General features: G+C 69.2%; 18 protein-coding genes. 7 read left to right on the plus strand and 11 right to left on the minus strand.

The features are described 5' to 3' along the window. The first annotated feature begins 86 nt into the window (after window positions 1-86). From G7A98_RS00915 to G7A98_RS00930, 4 genes are all read left to right on the plus strand, one after another. On the plus strand, window positions 87-311 hold the full coding sequence (locus G7A98_RS00915) for a hypothetical protein (RefSeq protein WP_163647602.1): 225 nt from the start codon (window positions 87-89) through the stop codon (window positions 309-311). A gap of 382 nt (window positions 312-693) precedes the next feature. Further along, complete coding sequence (gene mprF / locus G7A98_RS00920; RefSeq protein WP_163647603.1) at window positions 694-3,258, plus strand: bifunctional lysylphosphatidylglycerol flippase/synthetase MprF; 2,565 nt, start codon at window positions 694-696, stop codon at window positions 3,256-3,258. Further along, entirely contained in the window at window positions 3,255-3,983 is a 729-nt protein-coding gene (locus tag G7A98_RS00925; protein ID WP_163647604.1) for an AcvB/VirJ family lysyl-phosphatidylglycerol hydrolase, read from the plus strand. The genes mprF and G7A98_RS00925 overlap by 4 nt, the downstream gene beginning before the upstream one ends. 223 nt (window positions 3,984-4,206) lie before the next feature. Next, entirely contained in the window at window positions 4,207-5,967 is a 1,761-nt protein-coding gene (locus tag G7A98_RS00930; RefSeq protein ID WP_163647605.1) for a M14 family metallopeptidase, read from the plus strand. Window positions 5,968-5,980: 13 nt separating this feature from the next. On the opposite strand, the gene G7A98_RS00935 is transcribed toward G7A98_RS00930, so the two are convergent. The 5 genes from G7A98_RS00935 to ptsP form a co-directional block, all read right to left on the minus strand. Next, complete coding sequence (locus tag G7A98_RS00935; protein WP_205596181.1) at window positions 5,981-6,562, minus strand: antibiotic biosynthesis monooxygenase; 582 nt, start codon at window positions 6,560-6,562, stop codon at window positions 5,981-5,983. Between the two features lie 151 nt (window positions 6,563-6,713). Next, the gene (locus G7A98_RS00940) at window positions 6,714-7,814 is read right to left on the minus strand and encodes an NADH:flavin oxidoreductase/NADH oxidase (RefSeq protein WP_163647606.1); all 1,101 of its coding nucleotides are present in this window, start codon (window positions 7,812-7,814) and stop codon (window positions 6,714-6,716) included. 179 nt (window positions 7,815-7,993) lie between these two features. Then, window positions 7,994-9,742, minus strand: a complete 1,749-nt coding sequence (locus G7A98_RS00945) for a PTS fructose-like transporter subunit IIB (protein WP_163647607.1) — start codon at window positions 9,740-9,742, stop codon at window positions 7,994-7,996. After that, window positions 9,739-10,719 (minus strand): 1-phosphofructokinase, encoded by a 981-nt coding sequence (gene pfkB, locus G7A98_RS00950; protein WP_163647608.1) that lies wholly within the window; start codon window positions 10,717-10,719, stop codon window positions 9,739-9,741. The genes G7A98_RS00945 and pfkB overlap by 4 nt, the downstream gene beginning before the upstream one ends. Then, window positions 10,719-13,601, minus strand: coding sequence for a phosphoenolpyruvate--protein phosphotransferase (gene ptsP / locus G7A98_RS00955; RefSeq protein ID WP_163647609.1), 2,883 nt, complete (start codon window positions 13,599-13,601; stop codon window positions 10,719-10,721). Before ptsP ends, pfkB begins: the two co-directional genes overlap by 1 nt. Before the next feature lie 248 nt (window positions 13,602-13,849). Here ptsP and cra point away from each other — a divergent pair, with 248 nt between their 5' ends. The 3 genes from cra to G7A98_RS00970 all read left to right on the plus strand — a co-directional run bounded on the left by cra (window position 13,850) and on the right by G7A98_RS00970 (window position 17,571). Beyond that, window positions 13,850-14,857 carry a catabolite repressor/activator gene (gene cra, locus G7A98_RS00960; RefSeq protein WP_163647610.1) on the plus strand — a complete coding sequence of 336 codons (1,008 nt, stop codon included), beginning with the start codon at window positions 13,850-13,852 and terminating at the stop codon, window positions 14,855-14,857. Between the two features lie 80 nt (window positions 14,858-14,937). Beyond that, complete coding sequence (locus G7A98_RS00965) at window positions 14,938-15,585, plus strand: phosphoribosyltransferase (protein WP_163647611.1); 648 nt, start codon at window positions 14,938-14,940, stop codon at window positions 15,583-15,585. A 78-nt stretch (window positions 15,586-15,663) separates the two neighbouring features. Then, a complete protein-coding gene (locus G7A98_RS00970) occupies window positions 15,664-17,571 on the plus strand; it encodes an alkaline phosphatase family protein (protein ID WP_163647612.1) in 1,908 nt (635 codons plus the stop codon). A 15-nt stretch (window positions 17,572-17,586) separates the two neighbouring features. Here the strand turns inward: G7A98_RS00970 and G7A98_RS00975 are convergent, their stop codons facing one another. The 6 genes from G7A98_RS00975 to G7A98_RS01000 form a co-directional block, all read right to left on the minus strand. Beyond that, the gene (locus tag G7A98_RS00975; RefSeq protein WP_163647613.1) at window positions 17,587-19,764 is read right to left on the minus strand and encodes an ATP-binding protein; all 2,178 of its coding nucleotides are present in this window, start codon (window positions 19,762-19,764) and stop codon (window positions 17,587-17,589) included. A gap of 52 nt (window positions 19,765-19,816) precedes the next feature. Further along, window positions 19,817-20,320 carry a molybdopterin-dependent oxidoreductase gene (locus G7A98_RS00980; protein ID WP_163647614.1) on the minus strand — a complete coding sequence of 168 codons (504 nt, stop codon included), beginning with the start codon at window positions 20,318-20,320 and terminating at the stop codon, window positions 19,817-19,819. A gap of 99 nt (window positions 20,321-20,419) precedes the next feature. After that, the gene (locus tag G7A98_RS00985; protein ID WP_163647615.1) at window positions 20,420-21,247 is read right to left on the minus strand and encodes an MOSC domain-containing protein; all 828 of its coding nucleotides are present in this window, start codon (window positions 21,245-21,247) and stop codon (window positions 20,420-20,422) included. Window positions 21,248-21,381: 134 nt separating this feature from the next. Beyond that, entirely contained in the window at window positions 21,382-21,810 is a 429-nt protein-coding gene (locus G7A98_RS00990) for a universal stress protein (protein WP_163647616.1), read from the minus strand. Window positions 21,811-21,820: 10 nt separating this feature from the next. Next, on the minus strand, window positions 21,821-24,418 hold the full coding sequence (locus G7A98_RS00995) for a TRAP transporter permease (RefSeq protein WP_163647617.1): 2,598 nt from the start codon (window positions 24,416-24,418) through the stop codon (window positions 21,821-21,823). Between the two features lie 177 nt (window positions 24,419-24,595). After that, window positions 24,596-25,564 carry a TAXI family TRAP transporter solute-binding subunit gene (locus tag G7A98_RS01000; RefSeq protein WP_163647618.1) on the minus strand — a complete coding sequence of 323 codons (969 nt, stop codon included), beginning with the start codon at window positions 25,562-25,564 and terminating at the stop codon, window positions 24,596-24,598. Window positions 25,565-25,682 lie beyond the last annotated feature (118 nt).

A 25,682-nucleotide genomic window follows, 5' to 3' on the forward strand; every position in this document is an offset into this window, starting at 1 on the left:
AGCCAAGGCACCAGAACGCCATCGCCGATGGCAACCCGGGGCGGGATGCTTCCCGGGCAATGATGACCTTGCATGAGGAGTGAACAATGAACAACATCCAGTTGACCGAACAGGCCGATCTTATCGCCAGCACCTTCAGCAAGCAGGACCTGGCCAAGGTCGTGGTCGCGCTGAAAGCCCACGGCGAGTCCCTGCAGCATGCCGTCGAGGTACTCGACACCATCGATGCCTGCCAGGGATACAGCCTCGACCAGGCCTGGGATGAAGTGCTCGCCGGCGAGAACCACGTCATCCTCGCCGACGACGACTGATCCCCTCGGTCATGAGCGGCCCGATCGACTCCCGGGCTACGCCATGCTGACTCGAGCCGGGGCGCAACGCCCCGGCTTTTTTCATGGGTGGCGACTTGATGTTGCCCAAGGCATGCACATGTCGGCCCCCTGTGATTGACCTTTTCCCCCGACACCGGTCCACCGTCAATGCGAGTTTCCGCTATGTTTAGCCTGATAGAAGGAAATCTCGCGATGAAGCGCAACCGCCATTGCGAAGAGCGGATCATCCTGCGCAAAGGCGGCGAGAAATCCCTTGCCGGATCATCAATCATTGCTGCCAATAAATGTTGCCGGTAACTCCAGCACTCTTTAAACGACCTAAGAACTATCGACATCCGCACTGGGAATACATGCTCATAAAATGGCCATCAGACCCTTTCGCTTCGGGACGAGGTTGCGACAGGCAGCGCCGACGCTTATCGGCCTGGTGTTGTTTGGCCTGGCCATAGCATTGATTCACCATGGGTTGTCACAGTTCGATGTGCGGACTATCCAGCGACAGCTCGGCTCCCAGTCACCAATGGCCATCCTGCTGGCCACCATAGCCACAGCAGGAAGCTATCTTGCACTCACGGGGTACGACCGCCTGGCGGTTTACTGGATCGGCCGGTCGCTGCCCTATCGACGTATCGCCTTCGCTTCCTTCACCGCCTGCGCACTGTCGTACAGTGTGGGGCTGAACATGCTAAGCGGGGGCGCCTTACGCTACAAGATCTATGGCAGCTGGGGCCTGAATGCCCTGGAGATCGCCAGGATCATTGGCTTCGTCGCCTTGACCACCTTGCTGGGGATCACGGCTATCTTCGGCATCGCTCTCCTTGGCGAGGGCCGGCGCCTGACGGAACTGGTGACATTGCCGACATGGTTCGGCCCTTTCCTGGGGGGTGTTCTGCTTTGCATCCCCATGGGATGGCTATTGCTGGCCGCCCTGAAAATCCCGCGCCTGCACTGGCGTGGTCATGGGCTGAGCGTGCCAACCGTACCACTCGCGGCCGGTCAGATCGGGATTTCACTCGTCGATCATGCGCTTGCAGCAATGGCACTCTACCTCCTCATGCCCGATCATGCGGGATTCGGTCCGGCAGGGTTCCTGGGGCTCTTCGTCTTTGCCAACAGCGTCGGGCTCCTCAGTTACGTGCCCGGCGGCATCGGCGTCTTCGAAGCGATCATTCTCCTCGCCGTCCCCCAGGAGGCCAGAACGGGGACGATCGCGGCGCTAGTGACCTATCGCCTCATCTACTATCTGCTCCCCCTCCTTCTGACCGGACTGCTGCTCGCCTGGCATACCCTGCGGCGCCCTGCCAGAGGGCTCGTGACCTGGACCCTGCCCCTGGCGCCCTCGCTGTTTGCCGTACTGGTATTCGCGTCGGGTATTGTGCTGCTCACCTCGGCAGCGGTACCGAGCACCGACGCCGGCAAGGACTGGCTGGTCGCGCTGGTGCCCCTCGGTGTGATGGAGGTGTCGCACTTTGCAGGCAGCGTGATGGGGGCGGCTCTCCTGCTGGTCGCCGACGGGCTACGCCACCGGCTCAATGGCGCCTGGCTGCTGGCTTGCAGCTGTCTCGTCGGCGGACTCCTCTTCTCGCTATTCAGGGGCACAACCTGGCCTGAGGTGCTGGCGCTCGCCACGACCCTGGCCGCCCTCGTCGCCTGTCGTCGTGCCTTCGATCGCAGGACCCGCCTGCTCGCCGTGACGCCCTCGATCGGCTGGTTGATTGTCAGCACCGCCGTGGTCATCACGTACTTGTGGCTCGGCTTCTTTGCCTACCGGCATGTCGAATATTCCCATGAGTTGTGGTGGACCTTCGTCCTCGATCAGGGCGCGCCGCGCTTCCTGCGCGCGAGTCTCGGTATCGTGGCGGTATTGGCACTGGTGGCCCTGCGTCTGGCGCTGCGCCCGACCCCCTCAGGCTCGGCTACCACCCTGCCGACATCGACGGATCTGGCCCGCGCCGAGGGAGTCATTCAAGGGGCGGAGAACGCGGGTTCTTCGAGCTGGCTGGCGCTGCTCGGCGACAAGCCTCTGCTGTTCAGCCAGAGCGGGCAGAGCTTCATCATGTTCGGCATCCATGGCGTGAGCTGGATCGCCATGGGTGAGCCGGTCGGCCGCCTCGATGAGCGGCGTGAGCTGGTCTGGACGTTCCTGGAGACCTGCCGCCGGAACGGCGGACGCGCCTCGTTCTACCAGATCACCCCTGAAGCCATGCCGATATTCGCCGAGGCCGGGCTGGCATTTCAGAAGCTCGGGGAACAAGCCTACGTGCCGCTTGGTAATTTCGACCTGCAAGGGGCCGACCGATCCAGGTTGCGGCAGGCCCTGAACCGAGGGCGGCGCGAGCAACTCGTCTTCGAGGTGATCCCCCAGGCCGCCGTGCCGACCCTTGTCGATGAGCTGCAGGGGGTCTCGGATCAGTGGCTGAAGGCCAAGAACGCCAGGGAGAAGGGCTTTTCCCTGGGGCGTTTCGAGGTCGACTATATCCAGCGCTTCCCCATCGCGACGATCCGGCTCGAGGGGCGCCTTCTCGCCTTCGCCAACCTCTGCGCCACCCCCGATCGACGCGAGCTGTCCGTCGACCTGATGCGCCACCGGGACGACGCCCCCAACGGGGTGATGGATCAGCTCTTCATCGAGTTGATGCTGTGGGGACGCCAGGAAGGCTACGCCGAGTTTGACCTGGGCATGGCGCCGATGGCGGGACTGGAGGAGCGAGCCTCGGCGCCCGCCCTTTCCCGGGCCGGCGCACTCATGTTTCGCCATGCCGAACACTTCTACAACTTCCAGGGCTTGCGTGCCTACAAGGCGAAGTTCAATCCCGTCTGGCGCCCGCGTTACCTGGCGGCACGCCCCGGGGTCGAGATGACGCGCACACTGGGTGACGCCGCCCTGCTCATCAGTGGCGGCATGAGGGGGCTGATCGGCAAATGAACCGGACTCGACGGCTCTGTGGCCTGCTATTGGTGCTGACCACCACGGTGGCCAGCCCTGGCGGCCTGCTGGCCCAGACAGTGAAGGGCCCGAGTGCGGCCAGCGCGATGCTCGCCGACCTGCCGCTTGTCGAGTACCCCGTCGCGGGCAATGGGCAGCTCATGGCGGTGTTCTGGTCGGGTGACGGCGGCTGGCGGGATATCGACCAGACCCTCGGCAAGCACCTGCAGGACGCGGGGGTGCCGGTGGTCGGTGTCGACTCCCTGCGTTACTTCTGGCATGAAAAGACCCCGGACCAGATCGCCACGGACCTGGCTGCCCTCCTCCGCCATTATCGAGCGGCCTGGGGGCGGCCTCGGGTGATCCTGATCGGCTATTCGTTCGGCGCCGATGTCATGCCGTTCGCTGTCAACCGGCTGCCCGATGAACTCAAGCAGCATGTCGTGCGCATTTCACTGCTCGGCTTGGCACGGGAGGCCTCTTTCGGCATCCATGTCGCCGATCGCCTGCTGGGCCGCTCGAGCCAGGACGAGCTGCCCGTGCTTCCCGAGGTGAGCAAACTCGACCTCGGGAAGGTTCAATGCTTTTACGGTGAAGACGAGCAGGACAGCGCCTGCCCGGCTGCCGTTTTCGATCGCGCCGAACGAATCAGGACCCGAGGCGGACACCATTTCGACGGTGACTATGCATCCCTGGCACGACACATCCTGAATGGCCTCGAATAGAGGCGGTGTGGCGAAATAGAAACCTCCCAGCACTCCACTGGCATGGCCATGGGACTTTGCCAATTTTTTAGTCAGCTTTCGGCCAGAAGCGGACATGCAGATTATGTCTGCTAATAAAGCGCGAAGCATGTCGCTCTTTTAATTGAAGCCGCAGGCACAACGAAAAGACGCCGCCGCGCTGGACCATACTGTTCCAGAGCGGGGAATGTGGGAGGGACGGGATATGCCAGCGACGACGGGTGACGACGACTTCCGCAGCGGCTATCTGGACTACGCGGCGCTGACCCGCCGGCTCGAGGGGTGGGCGGCGGCGTATCCCGAGCTGGTCGCGCTCTCGAGCATCGGCACCACGCCGGAAGGCCGCGAGATCTGGGTGCTGACCGTCGGCCCGGAGCCGCAGCGGAGTCGCCCCGCCGTATGGGTCGACGGCAACATGCACGGCGCCGAACTGGCCGGTTCCAGCGTCGCCCTGGCGGTGGCCGAGGCGGCCCTGGCGCTGCACCTGGGCCTCGGTGTCCTGCCCGGCGGGCCTACCGATGCCTTCCCGGAACACCTGCCCGAGCATCTGCGCGCGTTCCTGCGCGACGTGCCCTTCTACATCTGCCCGCGCCTGTCGCCGGACGGCGCCGAGCCGGTGCTTCGCCGGGGCGGCTTCGTGCGCTCCGCACCACGGCCCAGCCAGGGCGCGCCGGATCTGCCGCGCTGGCGCCATCAGGATCTCGACGGCGACGGCCGCTGTCGCTACCTGCGCCTGCCCGACCCCGCCGGCGATTTCGTCGCCTCGCCGCAGCACCCGGGGCTGATGCTGCCACGCCGGGTCGAGGACCCGCCGCCCTACTGGCGGCTCTACCCCGAAGGCGTCATCGACGGCTGGGACGGCGAGACGATCCCCGAGCCGCAGTGGCTCGAGGGCACCCCGGACTTCAACCGCAACTTCCCCTGGGACTGGCACGCGGAGCCCGGGCAGGTCGGCGCCGGCCCCTACCCCGGCAGCGAGCCCGAGACCCGCGCGGTGATCGAGTTCGCCGTCGCCCATCCGCAGCTCTACGCCTGGCTCAACCTGCACACCTTCGGCGGGGTGTTCATCCGCCCGCTGATCGACGCCCCGGACGCGCGCATGGACCCGGGCGATCTGGCCGTCTACCGGCAGCTGGCCGCCTGGGGCCGGGCGTGCGTCGGCTACCCCACCGTCAGCGGCTTCGAGGAGTTCACCTACGCGCCCGAGACGCCGCTGCATGGCGATCTCACCGAGTTCGCCTATCATCAGCGCGGCTGTGTGGCCCAGGTCTGCGAGCTGTGGGACCTGTTCGAGCGGCTCGGACAGCCGCGCCCCCGGCGCTTCGTCGAGCATTACACCACCTTCGATCGCGCGGCGATGGAACGGCTGGCGGACTGGGACGCCACGCACAATGCCCGGCGACTGTTCCGGCCCTGGCAGGCGCTCGCGCACCCGCAGCTGGGCGCGCTGGAGGCCGGCGGCCTGGACCCGGTGATCGGGTTGTGGAACCCGCCACCCGAGGCGTTGCCGGCGCTGTGTGCGGGGATCGCCGACTACTGGCTGCGCGTGGCCTCGCTGGTGCCACGGCTGGCGATCGCCGAGATGCGCTGCGAGCCGCTGGGCGGCGACTACCGGGAACTGCGGGTCACGGTGGAGAACCGCGGCTACTTGCCGACCCACGGCGTCAATGCCGCGCGCGAGCGCCCCTGGAACGTCGGCGTCGAGGCCTGGCTGGAGACCGAGGGTTGCCGGCTATGCGAGCCCGGCCGGGCACGGCAGCATCTGGGCCATCTCGAGGGCTGGGGACGCGGCCTCGACGAGGCGGCCCACATGCCCTGGTACCAGCGCTCGCGGGGCAGCGGCCATCGTGCCCGTGCCCGCTGGCTGATCCGTGGCGAGGGCCGAGTTACCCTGCATGTCGGCGGGCCACGCCTAGGCTGCCTGACGCAGACCCTGCACACCGGCGCCGGCTCACCGGGATCCTGACGCTTTCAGCCCCTCAGACACCCCGCCGGGCCCGGCGCCACGCCGGCAGGCGGCGGTTACCGGCGGGCGGGGCGTTGAGCCACGGCGCCAGCAACCGCGTCGAGAGCGGAATGAACACGAACACCATCACCGGGGTGAGCATCAGGGTGCTGGCCAGCACCCGCGGCACCAGCGGCAGGCTGCCGAGCGCATCGCCGAGCAGCCATTGAAAAGTCAGCGAGACCGGGAAGAACGCCAGCCAGATGGCGATGGCCTGCTTCCAGCGCGGCGGCGTCTGACCCCGGCCGTCGCGGAACCAGCTGTCGAGGCCGGTGGCCCGGAGCTCCTGGGGCGCCTCGAACAGGTCACGACCGCGGGCCAGCCAGGCGCGCCGCGAGGCGGAGTGCTCCCACGTCGATAACGTCGCCTCATCGGCGAAGCGAAAGACGATCTGATACTCATTGTCGTCGGGTGGTGGCGCCAGTACGCCGGAGCCCAGGTAGCCGGCAAAGTCCGCAGCCAGGTCACGGCCCTCGTTGAGCCAGGCGTTGAAGTCCCGGTAGCGACCGCGAGCCACGCGGCGCGCCACCATCAGGGTGACGGGTGAAGTCGACATCGTGTATCTCCTTTTGCATCCGGCATCCCGGGTAGGGAGCCGATGTGACGGGGGCCGGGGTAACGGCCCGCCGTTTCAAGGATGCAAAAGCTACACCACCGCTGCCGATCCGGCCACTGGCGAATGGCCGGCCCCGGCCGAGCGATCACAACTAGTCGAACAGCCCCTTCAAGGTGCGCGGCTGACAGCGCAGGTACTGATTCGGTGCATGCACGCTCGCCCCCAGCCGGGCCGCCGCGTGCCAGGGCCAGCGCGGGTCGTAGAGCATGCCCCGGGCCAGGGCCACGGCGTCCGCCTCCTCGCCAACCAGGATCCCCTCGGCCTGCTCGGGCTCGGTGATCAGCCCCACCGCGATCACCGGCATCGTCGTCTCGGCCTTGATGCGCCGGGCGAACGGCACCTGGTAGTTGGGGCCAAGGTCGAGACGCTGATCCGGCGACAACCCGCCTCCCGAACAGTGCAGGAAGCTGCAGCCGCGCGCTTCCAGGGCACGAGCCAGCACCACGCTCTGCTCGAGATCCCAGCCGCCCTCGACCCAGTCGCTGCCGGAGATGCGCACGCCCACCGGCTTGTCGGCGGGGAAGACCTCGCGCACGGCGTCGAACACCTCCAGCAGCAGGCGCATGCGATTCTCCAGGCTGCCGCCGTAGGCATCGTCGCGCCGGTTGCTGAGCGGCGACAGGAACTCGTGCAGCAGATAGCCATGCGCGGCGTGCAGCTCGATCAGATCGAGCCCCAGCCGGGCGGCACGCTCGGCCGAGGCCACGAAGTCCGCCTTGAGCTGCTCGATCTGCGCCGTGGTCATCGCCCGCGGCTCGCGCTGGCCCGGCGAGTAGGGCACGGCGGAAGGCGCCAGTGTGTCCCAGCCGCCCTCCTCCAGCGGCAACTGGCCACCGCCCTCCCAGGGCACCCGGGACGACGCCTTGCGCCCGGCGTGGCAGAGCTGGATGCCGATCGGCATCGCCGAATGCGCCCGCACCGCCGCCAGGGTCCGGGCCAGCGCCCGTTCGTTGGCGTCGCTGTAGAGGCCGTGGTCCCAGGGGCTGATGCGCCCCTCCGGCGAGACCGCCGTGGCCTCGATGATCAGCAGGCCGGCGCCGGACAGCGCCAGCTGGCCGAGGTGGATGGTGTGCCAGTCGGTCATGCTGCCTTCGCCATCGGCGGAGTACTGACACATGGGGGCGATGACGATGCGGTTGGGCAGCGACAGCCCGCCGAGCGTGAGGGGCGTGAACAGCCGAGGTGACGCCATGCGAACTCCCGAAACGAATGCGTGTGTCGGGAAAATTTACGCGGCTAACGGATGCCTGGCAATGTCACCCCGGCCACACCGATGACGTCAGGGTGCGAGAGAAGGACCGCAAAAAGAAAACCGGCGGCAGGCCGGCGCGTGCTGCGCCGGCCTGCCGCCGGACCGGACAGGCGGGGCTGTCAGGCCGCCTCGGCGACCGCCACCGCCTCGCTGTGGCGCTTGATCGCCGCATAGCCCAGGCCGGTGACCAGCGAGCCGGCGACGATCGCCAGCAGGTAGGGCAGCACCGGGCTGATGGCATTGGGGATCAGCAGCACGAAGATACCGCCGTGGGGGGCCATCAGCTTGGCGCCGAAGAGCATGGACAGCGCCCCTGTCACCGCGCCGCCGACCATGCAGGCGGGAATCACCCGCAGCGGATCCTTGGCGGCGAAGGGGATCGCCCCCTCGGTGATGAAGCACAGCCCCAGCACGAAGGAGGCCTTGCCCGCCTCGCGTTCCGGCTCGGAAAACTTCTGGCGGGCGACGAAGCTGGCGATGCCCATGCCGATCGCCGGCACCATGCCGGCGGCCATGATCGCCGCCATCGGCGCATAGGTCTCGGAGGCCAGCAGCCCGACGCCGAAGGTGTAGGCCGCCTTGTTGACCGGCCCGCCCATGTCGAAGCACATCATGGCACCGAGCAGCGTGCCGAGCAGCACGGCGTTGGCCGAGCCCATGTTGTTGAGGAAGCCGGTCAGGCCGTCGAGCACGGCCGCCACCGGCGTGCCCACCACATAGATCATCACCAGCCCGGTGAACAGACTCGCCAGCAGCGGGATGATCAGGATCGGCTTGAGCGACTCGATGCTCGCCGGCAGCTTGACGTAGCGGGTCACGGCCTTCGCCGAATAGCCCGCCAGGAAGCCGGCGAGGATGCCGCCGATGAAGCCGGCACCCAGCGTGGAGGCCAGCCAGCCGCCGATCATCCCCGGGGCGATGCCGGGCCGGTCGGCGATCGAGTAGGCGATGTAGCCGGCCAGCACCGGCACCATCAGCTTGAAGGCGCTGCCGCCGCCGATCTGCATCAGTGCCGCGGCCAGGGTGCCGTCCTGCTCGAAGGCCTTGATGCCGAACACGAACGACAGCGCGATGCACAGGCCCCCCGCCACCACCATGGGCAGCATGAACGACACCCCGGTGAGCAGGTGCTTGTAGACGCCCTTCTCCTTGACGCTCTTCTTCGCCTCGCCGCCGTCGCCGGCCGCGGCCTGGGTGGCGCTTTCCACGGCGGCATTGTCCAGCGCCGCCGTGATGGTCTCCTTGGGCTTCTTCAGGGCATTGCCGGTGGAGGTGCGCCACACGCGCTTGCCGGCAAAGCGGCTGGGATCGACCTCGATGTCGCAGGCCAGGATCACCACGTCGGCGTCGCGAATCTCCGCGTCGGTCAGCGCGTCCTGGGCGCCCACCGAGCCCTGGGTCTCGACGCGGATCGCGTGACCCAGGGCCCGCCCTGCCTCGGCCAGCGCCTCGGCGGCCATGAAGGTATGCGCCACCCCGGTCGGGCAGGCGGTGACGGCGACGATGCGCCGCCCCGCCCCGTCATCGGCCGCGGCGGCCGCGTCGGGGGCGGCGGGGGTGAAGGGCGTCGCCTCGCGGGCGGCCCGTTCGAGAAAGTCGCCCGGGTCGGGTAGCGCCTGATTGATCGGCGCCTGGAACAGCGGCTTGCCGCGGAAGCGCTCGGGATCGGGCACCCGATCGGCGGCGACGATGATCAGCTCGGCGGCGTCGATGGCCTCGGCGGAGACCGGCGTGACCGGCGCCAGTTCGCCGTGCATCTCCACCGTCGCGTGCCAGCCTCGGCGGAGGGCCGCCTGCTCCAGCCGGCGCGCCGCCAGGAAGGTCGTCGCCATGCCGCTGGGGCAGGCGGTAATCAGAATCACGTTCATGCGTGGACTCCCCCTGCGTGCCGTTCGCCGTCGTCAAGGCGCTGCACGCGTGTTTGTCGTTGGAGATCGTTGAAGTCGTCGGCGTGCGGGTCACCCACGCCGACATGGCGCACGGCTTCCGCGGACAGCGCCGTGGCGAAACGCAGTACCTGCTCGGGCGGATGGCCGCTCAGCACCCCGTGGAGCATGCCGGCGACCAGGGTGTCCCCCGCGCCCACGGTGCTGGTCACCGCGACCGTCGGCGGCAGGGCCAGCCATTCGCCGCGGCGGCTGGCCCACAGCACCCCGTCCCGGCCGGCGGAGATCAGTGCCTCGGCGACACCGGCGGCATGCAGCCGGCGCACGGCCTGGAGGCGCGGAGCCCCGCCGTCCAGCGATTCACCGGCCCAGTCGGCCAGCTCCTGCTCGTTGGGCTTGACCGCGGTCGGCCCGGCGTCGATCGCCGCGGTGAGCGCGGGGCCGCTGGTGTCCACCCATACCGGGATGCCCCGCTCGCCCAGCCGGGTGACCAGCGCCACCAGGTCGGTGGCCTCGACCCCCGGCGGCAGGCTGCCGGCGATCACCACGGCGTCCGGGCGACGCGACGAGTCGCCGGCGCGGGCGTCGAGGTCGTCGCGCAGCGCCTCGAGCGCGCCGGCGTCCACCGCCAGGCCGGGGCCGTTGATGTCGGTGACGCGCCCGTCGTGCTCGGCGACCTTGGCATTGATGCGGGTCTCGCCGGCCACCCGCCGGCAGGCGTCTTCCACGCCCAGGTCGGCGAAGGCGCGCACGAAGACCCCGTCGTTGGCGGCACCGAGGAAGCCCGAGACCGTGACGTCATGGCCCAGGGCCACCAGCACCCGCGCCACGTTGACGCCCTTGCCGGCGGCCTCCAGGTGCGTGGACTCGGTGCGGTTGACCCGGCCCAGCGCCAGTTGCGGCAGACGGATCGCCAGGTCCAGCGCGGGATTGAGACTGATCGCGAGAATCCGGGCCATCAGAGTGCCTCCAGCGCTTCGCGGACCGCCTCGGCGGTGGACTGCGCCAGGGCGGCCTCGGCATGGCGACGGGCCTCGTCGAGGCTCAGCTCGCGCAGCCGGGCCTTGACCATCGGCACCTGACGGATCGACACCGACAGTTCATCGACGCCCAGCCCCAGCAGCACCGGGATCGCCTGGGCATCGCTGCCCAGCTCGCCGCACACACCGACCCACTTGCCCTTGGCATGGGCGGCGTCGACGGTCATCTGGATCAGCCGCAGCACCGCCGGGTGCAGGCCGTCGGACTGCGCCGAGAGTTCGGCGTGGCCGCGGTCGATCGCCAGGGTGTACTGGGTCAGGTCGTTGGTGCCGATCGAGAAGAAATCGACCTCCTCGGCCAGGCTCGGCGCCAGCAGCGCGCAGGAGGGGATCTCGATCATCACGCCGAGCTGCACGTCGCTCGCCCCCACTTCGGCCTGGACGCGCTCGAAGATCGCGCGGGCGGCGCGGAACTCGGCGATGTCCTTGACCATCGGGAACATGATCCGCAGCGGCCTGTCGCCGGCGGCGGTGAGCAGTGCGCGCAGCTGGGTCTCGAGAATCTCGGGCCGGGTCAGCGCCAGGCGAATGCCGCGCAGGCCGAGGAAGGGGTTGTCCTCCTGGGGAAGCGGCCAGTAGGGCAGCGGCTTGTCGCCGCCCACGTCCAGGGTGCGGGCCACCAGCGGGCGGCCGTCGAGGGCCTCGATGGCCTGGCGGTACTCGCCGATCTGGGTCTCGAGATCGGGCGCCTCGGCATGGGCCATGAACACGAACTCGGTACGCAGCAGGCCGACACCCTCGGCGCCGTGCTCGACGGCGTCGCCGGCGTGGGCGGTATTGCCCAGGTTGGCCGCCACCTCGACGCGATGGCCGTCCCGGGTGAGCGCCGATTCGAAACGCTGGGCATGCGCCTCGCGCTCGCGGATCTCGCGCTCCTTGAGGCGCAGCTCGGCGCGGTCGCGACGCTCGTTGGACGGCGCGGGAATCACCCGGCCCCGTTCGCCATCGAGGATCAGCTCGGTGCCGTCGGCCAGCGTCATCACCCGCTCGCCGGCGCCCACCACGGCGGGAATGCCCAGCGCCCGCGCGAGAATCGCGCTGTGCGAGGTGGCACCGCCGCGCACGGTGAGCAGCCCGCGCACCTTGCCGGTGTCGAGTCGCGCCACGTCGGAGGGACCGACATCCTCGGTGACCAGGATGTAGGGCGCGTCGGGCGGCGTCGGCATCTCGGCACCGCAGAGAATGCCCAGCACCCGACGGCCGACATCGCGCAGATCGGCCGCCCGCTCGGCGAGCAGGCGATCGGCGAGCACCTCCTGGGCGCGCGCCGCCGTGTCCACCGCCTGCCACCAGGCCGCCTCGGCGGACAGGCCATCGGCGATGCCCTCGTGGGCGGCCTCGCGCAGTTCCGGGTCGTCGAGCATCTCCTCGTGCATCGACAGGATCTCGGCCACCTCGCCGCCCTTGGCCTGACGAATCAGCGCCTCGAGCTGCTCGATGGCCTCGTGCATCGCCCGCTCGAGACGCCCGCGCTGGGTGGTGGCGTCGCCAGCCCGCTCGCCCTGCAGGTCGCGGGCCCGTTCCGGATAGTCGAAGCGCGGCAGGCGCATCACGAAGGCCGGCGCGATGGCCAGCCCCGGCGACGCGGCCACCGCGGGATGGGGCGTGTCGGCCGGCAGCGGCTCGAGTTCGACCGTGGCGCCCGCCTGCTCGACGTCATCGACACCGCGGCGCTCCTCGAAGGGCTCGACCTTCTCGCCCAGCCCGTCACGGACCGCCGCGGCGACCTCGGCCAGGGCCTCGGCGGCACCCGCGCCCTCGGCGGACAACACCAGGGTCTGACCGCGCCGGGCACCCAGTCCGATCACCTTGGTCAGGCTCGCCGCCGAGACCGACTCGGCCGCACCCTCGAGCAGGCGTACCTTGACCGGCAGCGCCTGGGCGCGCGCCACCTGGACCAGCTGCTTGGCAGGGCGCGCGTGCAGGCCGTGGGCGTTGAGTACCCGGACCCGCACGGTTTCGGCGCTGGCCGTCTCGCCGGCCAGCCGCGCCAGCACGGTCGCCGCATCGGCATCGGCCAGCGCCTCGCCGCCACCGGCATCGAGCAGCCCGGCCAGGCGCTCCAGCAGGCCGCGATGCGCATCGCCCTGTCCGGCCAGGCAGAACACGCCGTTGACCGGCCCCAGCGGCCCGGTGAAGGCCTGCTCCGGCGTGGCCAGCGACAGCGCCGGCGTGCGCACGCCGCGATCGCTGCTGGCCAGCCACAGGCCCTGGCCCAGCGCCACCGGCTCCTGCTCGACGACCGACGCGACGAAATCGCCATCGACACAGCCGACCTGACGCAGCCGCGCCGCGCCGGCCAGGGCCAGCTCGAAGCGGTCCCGGGCAGGGAAGTTCAGGCACAGCGTGTCGGCATCCACGCGGGCGCTGACCGGCGCTCTGGACAGCTCGGCGAGCACCGCCTCGCGGCTGGTGGCCGAGGCCAGTCGCTCGGCCACACCATCGCGGTCGAGTACATGGGTGAGCGCGCGCAGGATGTCCAGGTGCTCGTCGCTCTGCGCGGCGATGGTCACCAGCACGTGCACCCGGTTGCCGTCGTGCCACGCGACCCCGTCGGGAAACTGCAGCACGCGCACGCCAGTGGTCAGCACCTGATCGCGGCTCGCCGGGGTACCGTGGGGGATGGCGATGGCGTTGCCCAGGTAGGTCGACGACTGGGCCTCGCGCTCGTGCAGGCCGTCGCGGTAGTCGGGCGTCGCCCGGCCGGCCTCGACCAGCGAGCGTGCCGCCTGGTCGAGGGCGTCGCGCCAGTCGGCGGCCCGGCAGCCGAGCACAACATCGTCGGTTTGAAGCGTCAACATGGATAAGCCTCCTCGCGGTGCCGGCAGCCATGGCCCCGGCGCCACCCTCGGACACGGGACAGGGCCGTCGCGGATTCGACTTGTCCCGCCTCGCTGAATCGTGTCACCTTGTTCATGGGAGCAATGCTGAAACGATCCACCCGATTAATCAAGCGTCCATCCCTACGACCTTGGCAGGGGGCCGGGAAACCCCCACTCCCGTAGAATGGACGCCTCATCCCAACCGGAGCCACGACGACGAGATGGCCATGACTCTTGCCGAAATCGCCCGCCTGGCCGGCGTCTCACGCACCACCGCAAGCTACGTGATCAACGGCAAGGCCGAGGAGCGCCGCATCAGCCGCGACACCGTCGAACGGGTCATGGCCATCGTCGAGCGCTACCAGTACCGGGTCGATGCCCAGGCCGCCGCCCTGCGCCGCGGCCAGAGCCATACCCTGGGGCTGATCATCCCCGACCTGGAGAACGCCAGCTACGCCCGGCTGGCCAAGCGCCTCGAGCGCGGCGCCCGCGAGCAGGGCTTCCAGCTGCTGATCGCCGGCTCCGACGACGACCCGGCCACCGAGCGCGAGCTGGCCCGCGCCCTGCGCGCCCAGCGCTGCCAGGCGCTGATCGTCGCCACCAGCCTGGCGGCGGATGACCCCTTCTACGTCGACCTGATGGCCGGCGGGCTGCCGGTGATCGCCGTCGACCGCGCCCTGGACCCGACACGTTTCGTCTGCGTGCTGAGCAACAACGTCGCCGCCGCCGAGTCGCTGAGCCGCTCGGTGCTGGACGCCGGCGTCCACCGCATCGCCTGGTTCGATGCGGTGGACGAGCTGTCGATGACCCGGGAACGCCGGCAGGGGTTCCGCCAGGCCGTGGCGGCCGCCGGGGGTGAACCGTGGGTCCTCTGCGCGGCGCGCTACGACCGCCACGATGGCGCCCTGCTGATGGAGCGGCTGCTGGCGGAGCACGGCATGCCCGATGCCCTGGTCACGGCTTCCTACACCCTGCTCGACGGCGCCCTGGACGTGCTGCTGGCCCGCGGCGGCCTGCCCGACGCCCTGCGCCTGGCGACCTTCGGCGATGCCCGGCTGCTGGACTTCCTGCCACGGCCGGTCAACTCGCTGCCGCAGGATCATGCCCGCATCGCCGAGCTGACCCTGACCCGCGCGATCGCCGCGGCACGCGGCGACTACCGACCGGGCGCGGTGGTGGTGGAACGCTCGCTGCGCTGTCGGGCCTCGCACCCCGCTCCCACGACGATCGGTTGACGCCGGTCATTGACCCCGGCCCGGAAGACTGGCCACGCTGAAGACAGCCAAGCCGAGCCTGCTGACGGGGGGACCCTGCCATGACCGAGCTGCCCTTTGAGGATCGTCGCGACGCCGGTGCGCGTCTTGCCGGGCATCTGGCGGGCCGAGTGACAGCGCCGGCGGTGGTGCTCGGGCTGCCGCGCGGCGGCGTGCCGGTCGCCGCCGAGATCGCCCGCCGGCTCGATCTGCCGCTCGACGTGCTGGTCGTGCGCAAGCTGGGCGTGCCCGGCCACGAGGAGTTCGCCATGGGGGCCATCGCCAGCGGCGGGGTCACGGTCGTCGACGATGACCTGATCGCTCGGCTGAGGATCGGCTCGCGTGCCCTCGACACCGTCATCGAGCGCGAGCGCACCGAGCTGGCCCGCCGCGAACAGGCCTATCGCGGCGATCGCGCCTACCCCGACCTCGCCGCCGGCACGGTCGTGCTGGTCGACGACGGCATCGCTACCGGCGCGACCATGCGTGCCGCCGTCCAGGCGCTGCGCCGACTCGGCGCCGGACACTGCATCGTCGCCGTGCCGGTGGCCGCCCCCGACAGCCTGGCGCTGCTGCGCGACGAGGCCGACGACGTGGTGTGCCTGGCCGCGCCCGAGGGATTTTCCTCGGTCGGCCAGTGGTATCGGCACTTCGACCAGACCAGCGACGCCGAGGTCCGCCAGTGCCTGACCGACGCGCGGAAGGCGTAAACGGCAGACGCCCATGGCCAGCCGCGGCCGGGCCCGCTAAGCTGGGCGCTTTCGTCGCCGGCAGGACCCGCTCGCCCGATGACCGATACCCCCGCCGCCTCGTTGCCCGAGGTACTGGCCGGCCCGCTGCTGCGGCGGGTCGAGCCGACGAATCTGGCCCTGTGGCTGGTGGCCTCCCGGCCGCTCGACCTGCAGCTGACCCTGACGCCGGGCGATGGCGAGAGTCGCCGCCTGCCCCTCGATGACGCCTGCCGCCGGCTGCGCGTCGGCCGCCACGCCTGGGTGCACCTGATTCACGTCACCCTGGAAGACGCCCTGCCCGAGGACGTGCCGATCGGCTACGACCTGCATATTCCGGCCGGCGATGGCGAGTCGCATGGCATCGCCGCGTGGGCGCCACACCTGCTCTACCCCGGCCAGACGCGCCCCGACTTCGTGCTGCGCTCGCGTTGCGACGACCTGCTGCACGGCTCCTGCCGGCGCCCCCATCATCCGGCGGCCGACGGCCTGGCCCGTGCCGATCACTGGTACGCCGTGCACCGCGACACCCCCGAGGCCCGCCCGGCCCTGCTCATGCTGACCGGCGACCAGATCTACGCCGACGACGTCGCCGGCCCCCTGCTGGCCGCCATCCACGCGCTGATCCGGCGCCTCGGGCTCTACGGCGAGCGCCTCGAGGGGGCGGTGGTCGGCGACAGCGCCGAGCTGCTCGCCCATCCGGCCACCTATTACCATCGCGAACACCTGCTGCCCGAGTTCGAGTCCAGCGAGGCCCTGCGCGAACGCTTCTTCGGCGGTGCGCGCAAGCCCATCTTCACCACCGCCAACGCCTCGAATCACCTGATCACCTTCGCCGAGGTGATCGCCATGTACCTGCTGGTCTGGTCGCCGGTGCCATGGCGGTTGATCACCGCATCGAAACCGGCCCTGGGTACCGAGGACGCAACCACCTGGGACGGGGAGGCGGCGGCCATCGACGACTTCGTCGCCACGCTGCCGCAGGCGGCGCGGGTCATGGCCCAGCTGCCCACCCTGATGATCTTCGACGACCACGACATCACCGACGACTGGAACCTGACCGCCGCCTGGGAGGAGACCGCCTACGGGCACCCCTTCTCGCGGCGGATCATCGGCAACGCCCTGCTCGGCTACCTGCTCTGCCAGGGCTGGGGCAACGCCCCGCGGCGGCTCGAGGCGCCGCTCGACGCGCTCGCCGAGCTGCTCGACGCCGCCGTCGACGGCGAGCTGCCGGCCACACGACAGGACGGACTGATCCGCGAGCTGCTGCGCTTCGAGGGCTGGGACTACACCCTGCCCACCACGCCGCGCGTGGTGGTGCTGGATACCCGTACGCGACGCTGGCGCAGCGAACGCGCCCGGCACCGCCCGTCGGGACTGATGGACTGGGAAGCGCTCAGCGACTTCCAGCAGACGCTGCTCGACGAGCCCAGCGTGATCGTGGTCTCGCCGGCGCCGATCTTCGGCGTCAAGCTGATCGAGGGCGTCCAGCGCCTCTTCACCTGGGCGGGCAAGCCGTTGCTGGTGGATGCCGAGAACTGGATGGCGCACCGCGGCGCCGCCAGCGTGATGCTCAACATCTTCCGTCACTCGCGCACCCCGGGGCATTACATGATCCTCTCCGGCGACGTGCACTACTCCTTCGCCTACGAGATCCGCCTGCGCCATCGCCGACGCGGCCCGCGCATCTGGCAGGTTACCAGCAGCGGGCTGAAGAATACCTTTCCCGACACCCTGCTCGACGCCTTCGACCGCCTCAACCGCTGGCTCTACGCGCCCTGGTCGCCGCTCAACCTCTTCACCCAGCGCCGAGGCATGCATGTCCGCCCGCTGGTGCCGGAACGCGCCCGGGCCGGTGAGCGGCTGTGGAACGGCGCGGGCATCGGCCATGTGCGCCTCGACGCCGAGGGGCGCCCTCGCGAGATCACCCAGCTCGGCAGCGACGATCGCGACACGCGCTTTCTCTGACGCTGACGCCGCCGCTCACTCGACACCGGCCGGCAGGGCTTCCAGCGTCTCCTCCAGGGCCCGACGGATCGCCAGCAGCCGCGTCTCGCGGGCCGAGGGGGTCAGCCGCGCGACCTGGATCTCCAGCTCGCCGGCCAGCGCCGCGACGCGATAGAGGCCGAGCCCGGCAGCCTCGCCCTTGAGCAGATGCGCCTGATGGGCGAGCGCCGCGCCGTCCGAGTTCGCCCGGGCGGCCTCCAGCCGGGACAGGCGCTCCGGGGTCTGGTCGCGGAACAGCGCGATCAGCTCCGCGAGGGTGTCCCGTCCCAGCGAGTCACGCAGCTCGCCGAGGACACCGCCATCGACCAGCGGCGACTCCCGCGAGGTGTCCGGGGGCGGCGGGAACGCTCCCGACATCTCACCCCCCCCTCCAAGGTAGTGATGCAGCAGACGCTCGAGGGACTCCGGCAACACCGGCTTGGTCAGGTAGCCGTTCATGCCCGCCGCCAGGGCACGCGACTTCTCGCCCTCCAGCACCCCCGCCGTCATGGCGACGATCGGCACCTCGCCGGGCGCACCGCCCTGCTCGCGAATCGCCCGGGTCGCGGCGATACCGTCCATGCCGGGCATCTGCATGTCCATGAAGATCAGGTCGAAGGCCTCCTCGCGGGCTCGCGCCACGGCGGCCCGGCCATCCTCGACCGTCGACACCTCGAGGCCGAAGCGTTCGAGCATGGCGATCGCCACCTGGCGATTGACCGGATTGTCCTCCGCCACCAGCACCCGCCCGGCGAGCCGGGCCCGCTCGGCATCGGGGAACCGGGCATGGGACGGCGGCGGCAGGGAGGCCGCGTCGGCAGCCGGCAGCGGCAACTCGACCCAGAAGCGGCTGCCCTCGCCTTCACGACTGGCGAAATCGATCTCGCCACCCATGGCACTGGCCAGCCGCCTGCAGATCGCCAGCCCCAGGCCGGAGCCGCCGAAGCGCCGCGCCGTCGAGGCGTCCGCCTGACGAAAGGGCTCGAACAGGGCGGCCTGACGATCGGCGGGGATCCCGCATCCGGTATCGCTGACCTCGAAGCGCACCCGGCCGGCCGCCACGGACGTGACCGTCAGCGTCACGCGGCCGGCCTCGGTGAACTTGAGGGCATTGGAGAGCAGGTTGAGCAGGATCTGGCGCAGGCGCCCCACGTCGCCGCGCAGGTACTCGGGCAGCACCGGGTCGAGATGGCGCACCAGGGTGACCGCCGAGCCGTCGGTGCGCGGGGCGAACAGCCGCATCACGCTGTCGATGCAGCCCCCCAGGTGAAAGGGCCCGACCTCCAGTTCCAGGTGCCCGGCCTCGATCTTCGAGAAGTCGAGAATGTCGTTGATCAGGCTGAGCAGGATCTCGGCGCTCTCGTGAATGGTCCGCGCATAGTGGCGGGAACGCGGCTCCTGCAGGCGATCCAGCAGCAGCGCACTCATGCCGATCACGCCGTTGAGCGGCGTGCGGATCTCGTGGCTGACCACGGCCAGAAAGTCCGACTTGGCGCGACTCGCCGACTCGGCGCGCGCCGCCGTCACCTCGAGTTCCCGGCTCAGCTTCTCCAGCCGCCGGCGGGAGGCATCGTTGTCCCGCGCTTCCTGGAACAGAAAGCGCACCACCACCAGCGTGGCCAGGCTCATCAGCACGATCAGCGCCAGCAGCAGGGCATAGAGCTGGAACATGGTTTCCCGCGCCCGCGTCTTGGTCTGCGCGAAATGCTCGTTGATCGCCATGATCAGCCGCTGGGTATCGCTGCCCAGGACCTGGAAGCGCCCCTGCAGCTGCTCGAGAATCGCCGGTGTCAGCCGCTGCAGCCCGCGCAGGGTGTCATCGATGGCGGCCACCTGCGCGAGTATCGGGTCGATGCGCCCCTTCACCGCCGGAATCGAGCGAATCAGCTCGGCGATCTGCCCGTCGACGAGCAGCCGCGAACGGCTGTAGAGCAGGTCGAAGGACAGCCGCAGCTCGTCCAGGTCCGCCGGGCTGTCCGCCCGACCTTGCAGCACCTGGCTGCGCAGCTCGACGGTATCGCGGTCAAGCTTGTAGGCGATCCAGGCGGCGTCGTTGCCGATCGTCGGCACCAGGCTGCCCTGGCGCCAGAAGATCAGGCTGACCACGCCGATGGCACCGACGAAGAAGCACACCGCCGCCACGACGCCCAGCTTGAGACGCAGGGGATACTGCACGCGAACCTCCGGAATCGGCAAGCGGCCGGCGCGCCGCGCCGGCCGGCGTCACTCACTCCACCTCGATGGTGGCCACCTGCCAGGCGCTGCGAAAGCGGATCTTCTCGGTCTGCAGCTCGGGATGATCGTCGAACGGGTAGAGCACGAACAGCGGCCCGAAGTTGCGTACCGACATCGGCTTGCCGTCCCGGCGCATGGCCAGCAGCACGTCGTTGTCCTCGAAGTCGCTGACCGGAATCTCGGCGACGAAGTCGTTGAGCGCCTTGACCCGCAGCTGCCGGCCGCGGGCGCCGACCGCCGCCAGCAGATCCCGGCCCAGCGGCCCCTCGAAGCGCGAGACCCCCTCGGTCCAGGGGGTGTGAGTCCTGACCGCGTGCATCCCCAGATTCCGCAGCATGGCGGCATCGAAGCGGGCCTCGTCACCGGCGTTGGTGCGCGTGATGTCGCCGGTCACGGTCAGGATCACGCGCCCCTGCGGGCTCGGCAGCTCGGAGCCGGCCTGGGCGGCGGTGCACGGCAGCAGCAGGGTCAGCAGCAGGAACAGGACTTGACGCATGATGGGCCTCGTTGTCAGCAAGAAAGGAGCCTCGGCTCCGGCAGTGTCTGGGCGGCCACATCCTGTCTGCATGCCCACGGATGAATGATGAGGTCGGCGTCAGGGAACGGCCGGCCGGGTTTCCAGAATCTCGACCGGCGCACCGAGGTGCAGCTCGCCGGCGTTCAGCGCGACCAGGTTCTGGCCGAACAGCACCTTGCCGTCCGGCCCGCGGCGGTAGCGTGCCAGCGTTCGCAGCGGCTCGCGATCCGGCTGGAAGCGTCCCGTGGCCGGATCGACGGTGGTCATGACGCAGCGGGAACAGGGCGTGTCGACGAGAAACTCGACCTCGCCGATGCGCAGGCGCCGCCAGCCGTCCTCGGCATGCGGTGCGGTGCCCGTCACCACCAGGTTGGGGCGAAACTGGGCCATGCGCTGCGGCCGCTCGAGACGCGCGTTGAGCGCCGTCAGCGAGGCCTCGCCAATCACCATCAGCGGGTAGCCGTCGGCAAAGCTGACCCGCTTGCCCAGCCCCGGCCGGTAGCGCGACGAGACCTCGCCCAGCCACAAGAGCCGCGCCGGCTCCCCCAGCAGGTCGGAGAACCAGCGATCCAGGGCCGGTTCGGTGGTCAGGGCCGCGAAGTGATCCCCCCACACCGCCGTCTCGAACGGCCGGGCGGCGAAGCGCCGCGTCACGGCCTCGATGCGCCCGGCATCGGGATGCCAGATCGACAGTCCCTCGGGCGACGGCTCGGCGACGATGCACTGCAGCCGGGGATGCGTGCGTGCCGTGAGAAAGGTGCCGTCGGGGCGCACCAGCATGTAGCGGCGATCCCCCAGCAGGCCCTCCTCGCCGACCGTGGCACGCTCCAGCGAACGCCCGGCGGTGGATTTTATCGGGTAACGGTACAGGCCGGAAAGGCGCGGCGAGGCCTTGGCTGCGTGCATGACGACTCCCGTACGACGACGCGACAGAATGACGCCACCGGCCGGGCCGGTGGCACCGTGGCCGCCGCGGCGAACGCGCAACGGCGAATCGGGCGGGACGGCCCGCAGCCCGCCCCGCCGGCTGGATCACCCGATCAGCGCACCACCATCACCGACATGTCGGCACGGTGGACGACATGCTCGGCATTGGGGCCGAGCAGGCGTTCCGCGAGGTTGCGCCGGGTGTGCGACGCCATGACGATCAGGTCCGCACCGATGGCGCTGGCACTCTCGACGATGCCCGCATAGGGCGAACCCTCGGCAATGATGCACTGGGTCTCGATCTCGTCGGGCACATGCTCGGCGACGAAGCGGTGCTGCGCCTCGGACAGCGCCTGGCGGGCCTTCTCGCCGAAGTCCTCCGGGAAGAAGCTGCCCACCAGCGGCATGTGGTAGTCGGGCAGCACGGTGACGATATGCAGGCTGGCCTCGAAGGTCCGGCACAGGGCGAGCGCCGTGGGCAGCGCCCGCTCCCAGGAGGCCGGTTCGTTGAGGTCGACGGGCAACACGATCTTGCGGTACATGGCGTTTCTCCTACACCGCGGGCGCCGGGGTGGACGATGCCTGCCGGCGACGACGCTGCAACAATACCACCAGGGCGAAGACGGCCAGCCCCGGAATCCACATCCACTCCTTGGCCCAGCGCTCCTCGGGTGCCTTGACGGACAGGATCTGCTGGTCGAACTCGAAGCCCAGCTCCTCGGCCTCGCTGCCGAAGGTGGTCATGTCGACGACCGTCTTGCCGTCATCCTGCATCAGCTGCAGACCGAGGTTGTCCATCCGTTCGGCCCCGGTGGCACCGTCCGGGCGCGGGATCTGCACGTAGAATTCGGTGGGATTGCCGTAGGCATCCACCCCGGCGACCTTGACGCGCAGGTTGTCGCCCTTGCCCAGGCTGCCCAGGGCCTGCTCGAACTGGGCCGGCGGCACATCCCGGTAGGGATCGTGAATCATGTCCATCCAGAACCCGGGGCGGAACAGCGTGAAGGCCACCAGCAGCAGCAGCAGGCTCTCGTACCAGCGGCTCCTGACCAGCAAGAAGCCCTGGGTCGCCGCGGCGAAGATCAGCATCGCCACCGTCGCCACCACGAAGATCAGCAGGCCGTGCCAGAGATCGACGTCGATCAGCAGCAGATCGGTGTTGAAGATGAACAGGAACGGCAGCGCCGCCGTGCGCAGGCTGTAGTAGAACGCCTGAAAGCCGGTGCGTATCGGATCGCCACCCGACACCGCCGCCGCGGCGAACGAGGCCAGTCCCACCGGCGGCGTGACGTCGGCCATGATGCCGAAGTAGAACACGAACAGGTGCACGGCGATCAGCGGCACCAGCAGGCCGTTCTGCTGGCCCAGCGAGACGATCACCGGCGCCAGCAGCGCCGAGACCACGATGTAGTTGGCGGTGGTCGGCAGCCCCATACCGAGGATCAGGCTGAGCACCGCGGTGAGCATCAGCATCAGCAGCAGGTTGCCCATCGACAGCGTCTCGACCAGGTCGGCGAGCACCAGGCCGACCCCGGTCTGGGCCACGGCGCCGACGATGATCCCCGCCGTCGCCGTGGCGATGCCGATGCCGATCATGTTGCGCGCCCCGTCGACCAGGCCGCCCCACAGATCGAGGAAGCCTTCGCGGATGTCCGCGGCCATCCGGCTGCGCCCGCGGAACAGCGCGATCAGCGGCCGCTGGGTGACGATGATGAAGATCATGAACATGGTCGCCCAGAAGGCCGACAGCCCCGGCGACAGGCGCTCCACCATCAAGCACCACACCAGCACGATCACCGGCAGGATGTAATGCAGGCCGACCATGACCGTGGGCCGGGTCTGCGGCAGCGTGACGACCTCCTCGTTGGGGTCATCCTCCTCGAGCTCGGGATAGTACGAACTGACCTTGAGCAGCCCCACGTAGACAGCCACCAGCGCCACCGCAACCACCCAGGGGGTCGACTCGCCGAGCACCGGCTTGAGCCAGCCCAGCCCGTAGTAGACGGCGAACGACAGCGCCATCAGCGCGATCAGCCCCCCCAGGAAGCCGATCACCTTGTTGAGCAGCGGCTTGACCGGATTGCTGCTCTCCAGGCCCTTCATGCCGGCCTTCATCGCCTCGAGGTGGACGATGTAGATCAGCGCGATGTAGGAAATCAGCGCCGGCAGGAAGGCATGCTTGATCACCTCCACATAGGAGATGCCGACATACTCGACCATCAGGAAGGCGGCCGCCCCCATCACCGGCGGCATGATCTGGCCGTTGACCGAGGACGCCACCTCGACCGCCCCGGCCTTTTCGGCGGAGAAACCGACCCGCTTCATCATCGGCACGGTGAAGGTGCCGGTGGTCACCACGTTGGCGATCGACGAGCCGGAGATCAGCCCGGTCATGCCCGAGGCGACCACGGCGGCCTTGGCCGGGCCGCCGCGATAGTGACCGAGCAGCGAGAACGCGACCTTGATGAAGTAGTTGCCCGCCCCGGCCTTCTCGAGCAGGGCGCCGAACAGCACGAACAGGAAGACGAAACTGGTGGACACCCCCAGCGCGATGCCGAACACCCCCTGGGTGGTCAGCCACTGGTGGTTGGCCAGGCCCTCGAAGCTCACCCCGCGATGAGCCAGCATGCCCGGCATGTACGGGCCGGCCAGCGAATAGACCAGGAACACGATCGCCACGATCATCAGCGGCGGACCGAGTGCCCGGCGCGTGGCTTCCAGCAGCAGCAGCATGCCCACCACGGCGACCACCACGTCCTGCGGGATCGGGTTGCCGGGCCGCTGGGCCAGCTGGGCATAGAAGAAATACAGGTAGGCCGCCGCGCCGGCGCCCAGCAGCGCCATGGCCCAGTCGGTCAGCGGCACCCGGTCGCGCGGCGAGCGCTTGAGCGCCGGGTAGGCCAGGAAGGCGAGAAACATGGCGAACGCCAGGTGAATCGAGCGCGCCTCGGTGGCGCTGAACACGCCGAACTTGAGCATGAAGGGGAGCGGCGAGGCAATCCACAGCTGGAACAGCGACCAGAGGGCCGCCACCCCCAGCAGAATCTTGTGAGGCGTCCCCCTGAGCTTGCGGGATCCGGTGTCGCTGGAAGCGACCAGATCCTCGAGCTCCTGGGAACTGGCAGGTGACGACTTGTTGTCTTCAGCCATAGCTATGCCCTGTGTCTGCGACCGGGACGACCGGCAGGTTGTCGCCAACGATCATCGGCTTGTGACGCGTATCTTCAGTGTAGGCGCCGCCGAGCGCATTTCGACGACGCCGAGAACCAACGATGCGCGACCACCCGAAGGCAGCCGCGCATCCAGTCAGGCGGAGAGGCCGTCGACTCAGTCGATCCAGCCGCGCTCCTTGTAGTAGCGAGCCGCGCCTTCATGCAGCGGTGCGGTCAGGCCGTCCTTGATCATTTCCTCGGGCTTGAGGTTGGCGAAGGCCGGATGCAGCTTCTTGAAGCGATCGAAGTTCTCGAACACGGCCTTGACGGTCTGGTAGACCACGTCCGGATCGGTATTGGCATCGGTGACCACGGTCGCCTTCACGCCGAAGGTCTGGACGTCATCCGGGTTGCCCTTGTAAAGGCCGCCGGGGATGGTGACCTTGGAGTAGTACGGATACTTCTTGACCAGGGAGTCGACGGCGTCGCCGGTCAGCGGGATCAGCTTGGCGTCGACCGTGGTAGTGGCTTCCTGGATGGACCCGTTGGGATGGCCGACCACGTAGACCATGGCGTCGATGTTGTTGTCGGCCAGGGCGGACGCCTGCTCGGGGGCGGTCAGCTCGGACGCCAGCGAGTAGACGCTGGAATCCCAGCCCTTGGCATCCATCAGCACTTCCATGGTGGCCCGCTGGCCGGACCCCGGGTTGCCGATGTTGACCCGCTTGCCCTTGAGGTCATCGAGCGTCTTGATGCCGGAGTCGGCGCGGGCCACCAGGGTCAGCGGCTCGCCGTGCATGGAGAACACGGAACGCAGGTCCTTGAACGGCTTGTCGAAGGTGCCCTCGCCGTTGTAGGCGCGATAGGCCACGTCGGACTGGGCGACGCCCATGTCGAGCTCGCCGGAGATGATGCCGTTGATGTTGGCCACGGAGCCGCCGGTGGACGGCGCGTTGCACTTGATGTTGGCGTCGTCGACGCGATTGACCATGCGGCAGATCGACTGACCGACCACATAGTAGACACCGGTCTGGCCGCCGGTACCGATGGTGATGAAGTTCTGCTGCGCCTGGGCCGGCGTGGACAGCGCGGCGGCGCCCATCAGCGCCCCGGAGAACAGGGCGGAAAGTACGTGGCGTTTCATGCAAGACACCTCATTTCTGGTTTGTTGTCGATCGATGCCTGCCCCGATGCCCGGTTACCACCGATGCACCCGGCAGACGAGCCGAGACGGCTCACCCGCAAGATACGCACAGCCGCGG

Origin of the sequence: Modicisalibacter sp. 'Wilcox', assembly GCF_010993675.1 — a bacterium.
Lineage (GTDB): Bacteria > Pseudomonadota > Gammaproteobacteria > Pseudomonadales > Halomonadaceae > Modicisalibacter > Modicisalibacter tunisiensis.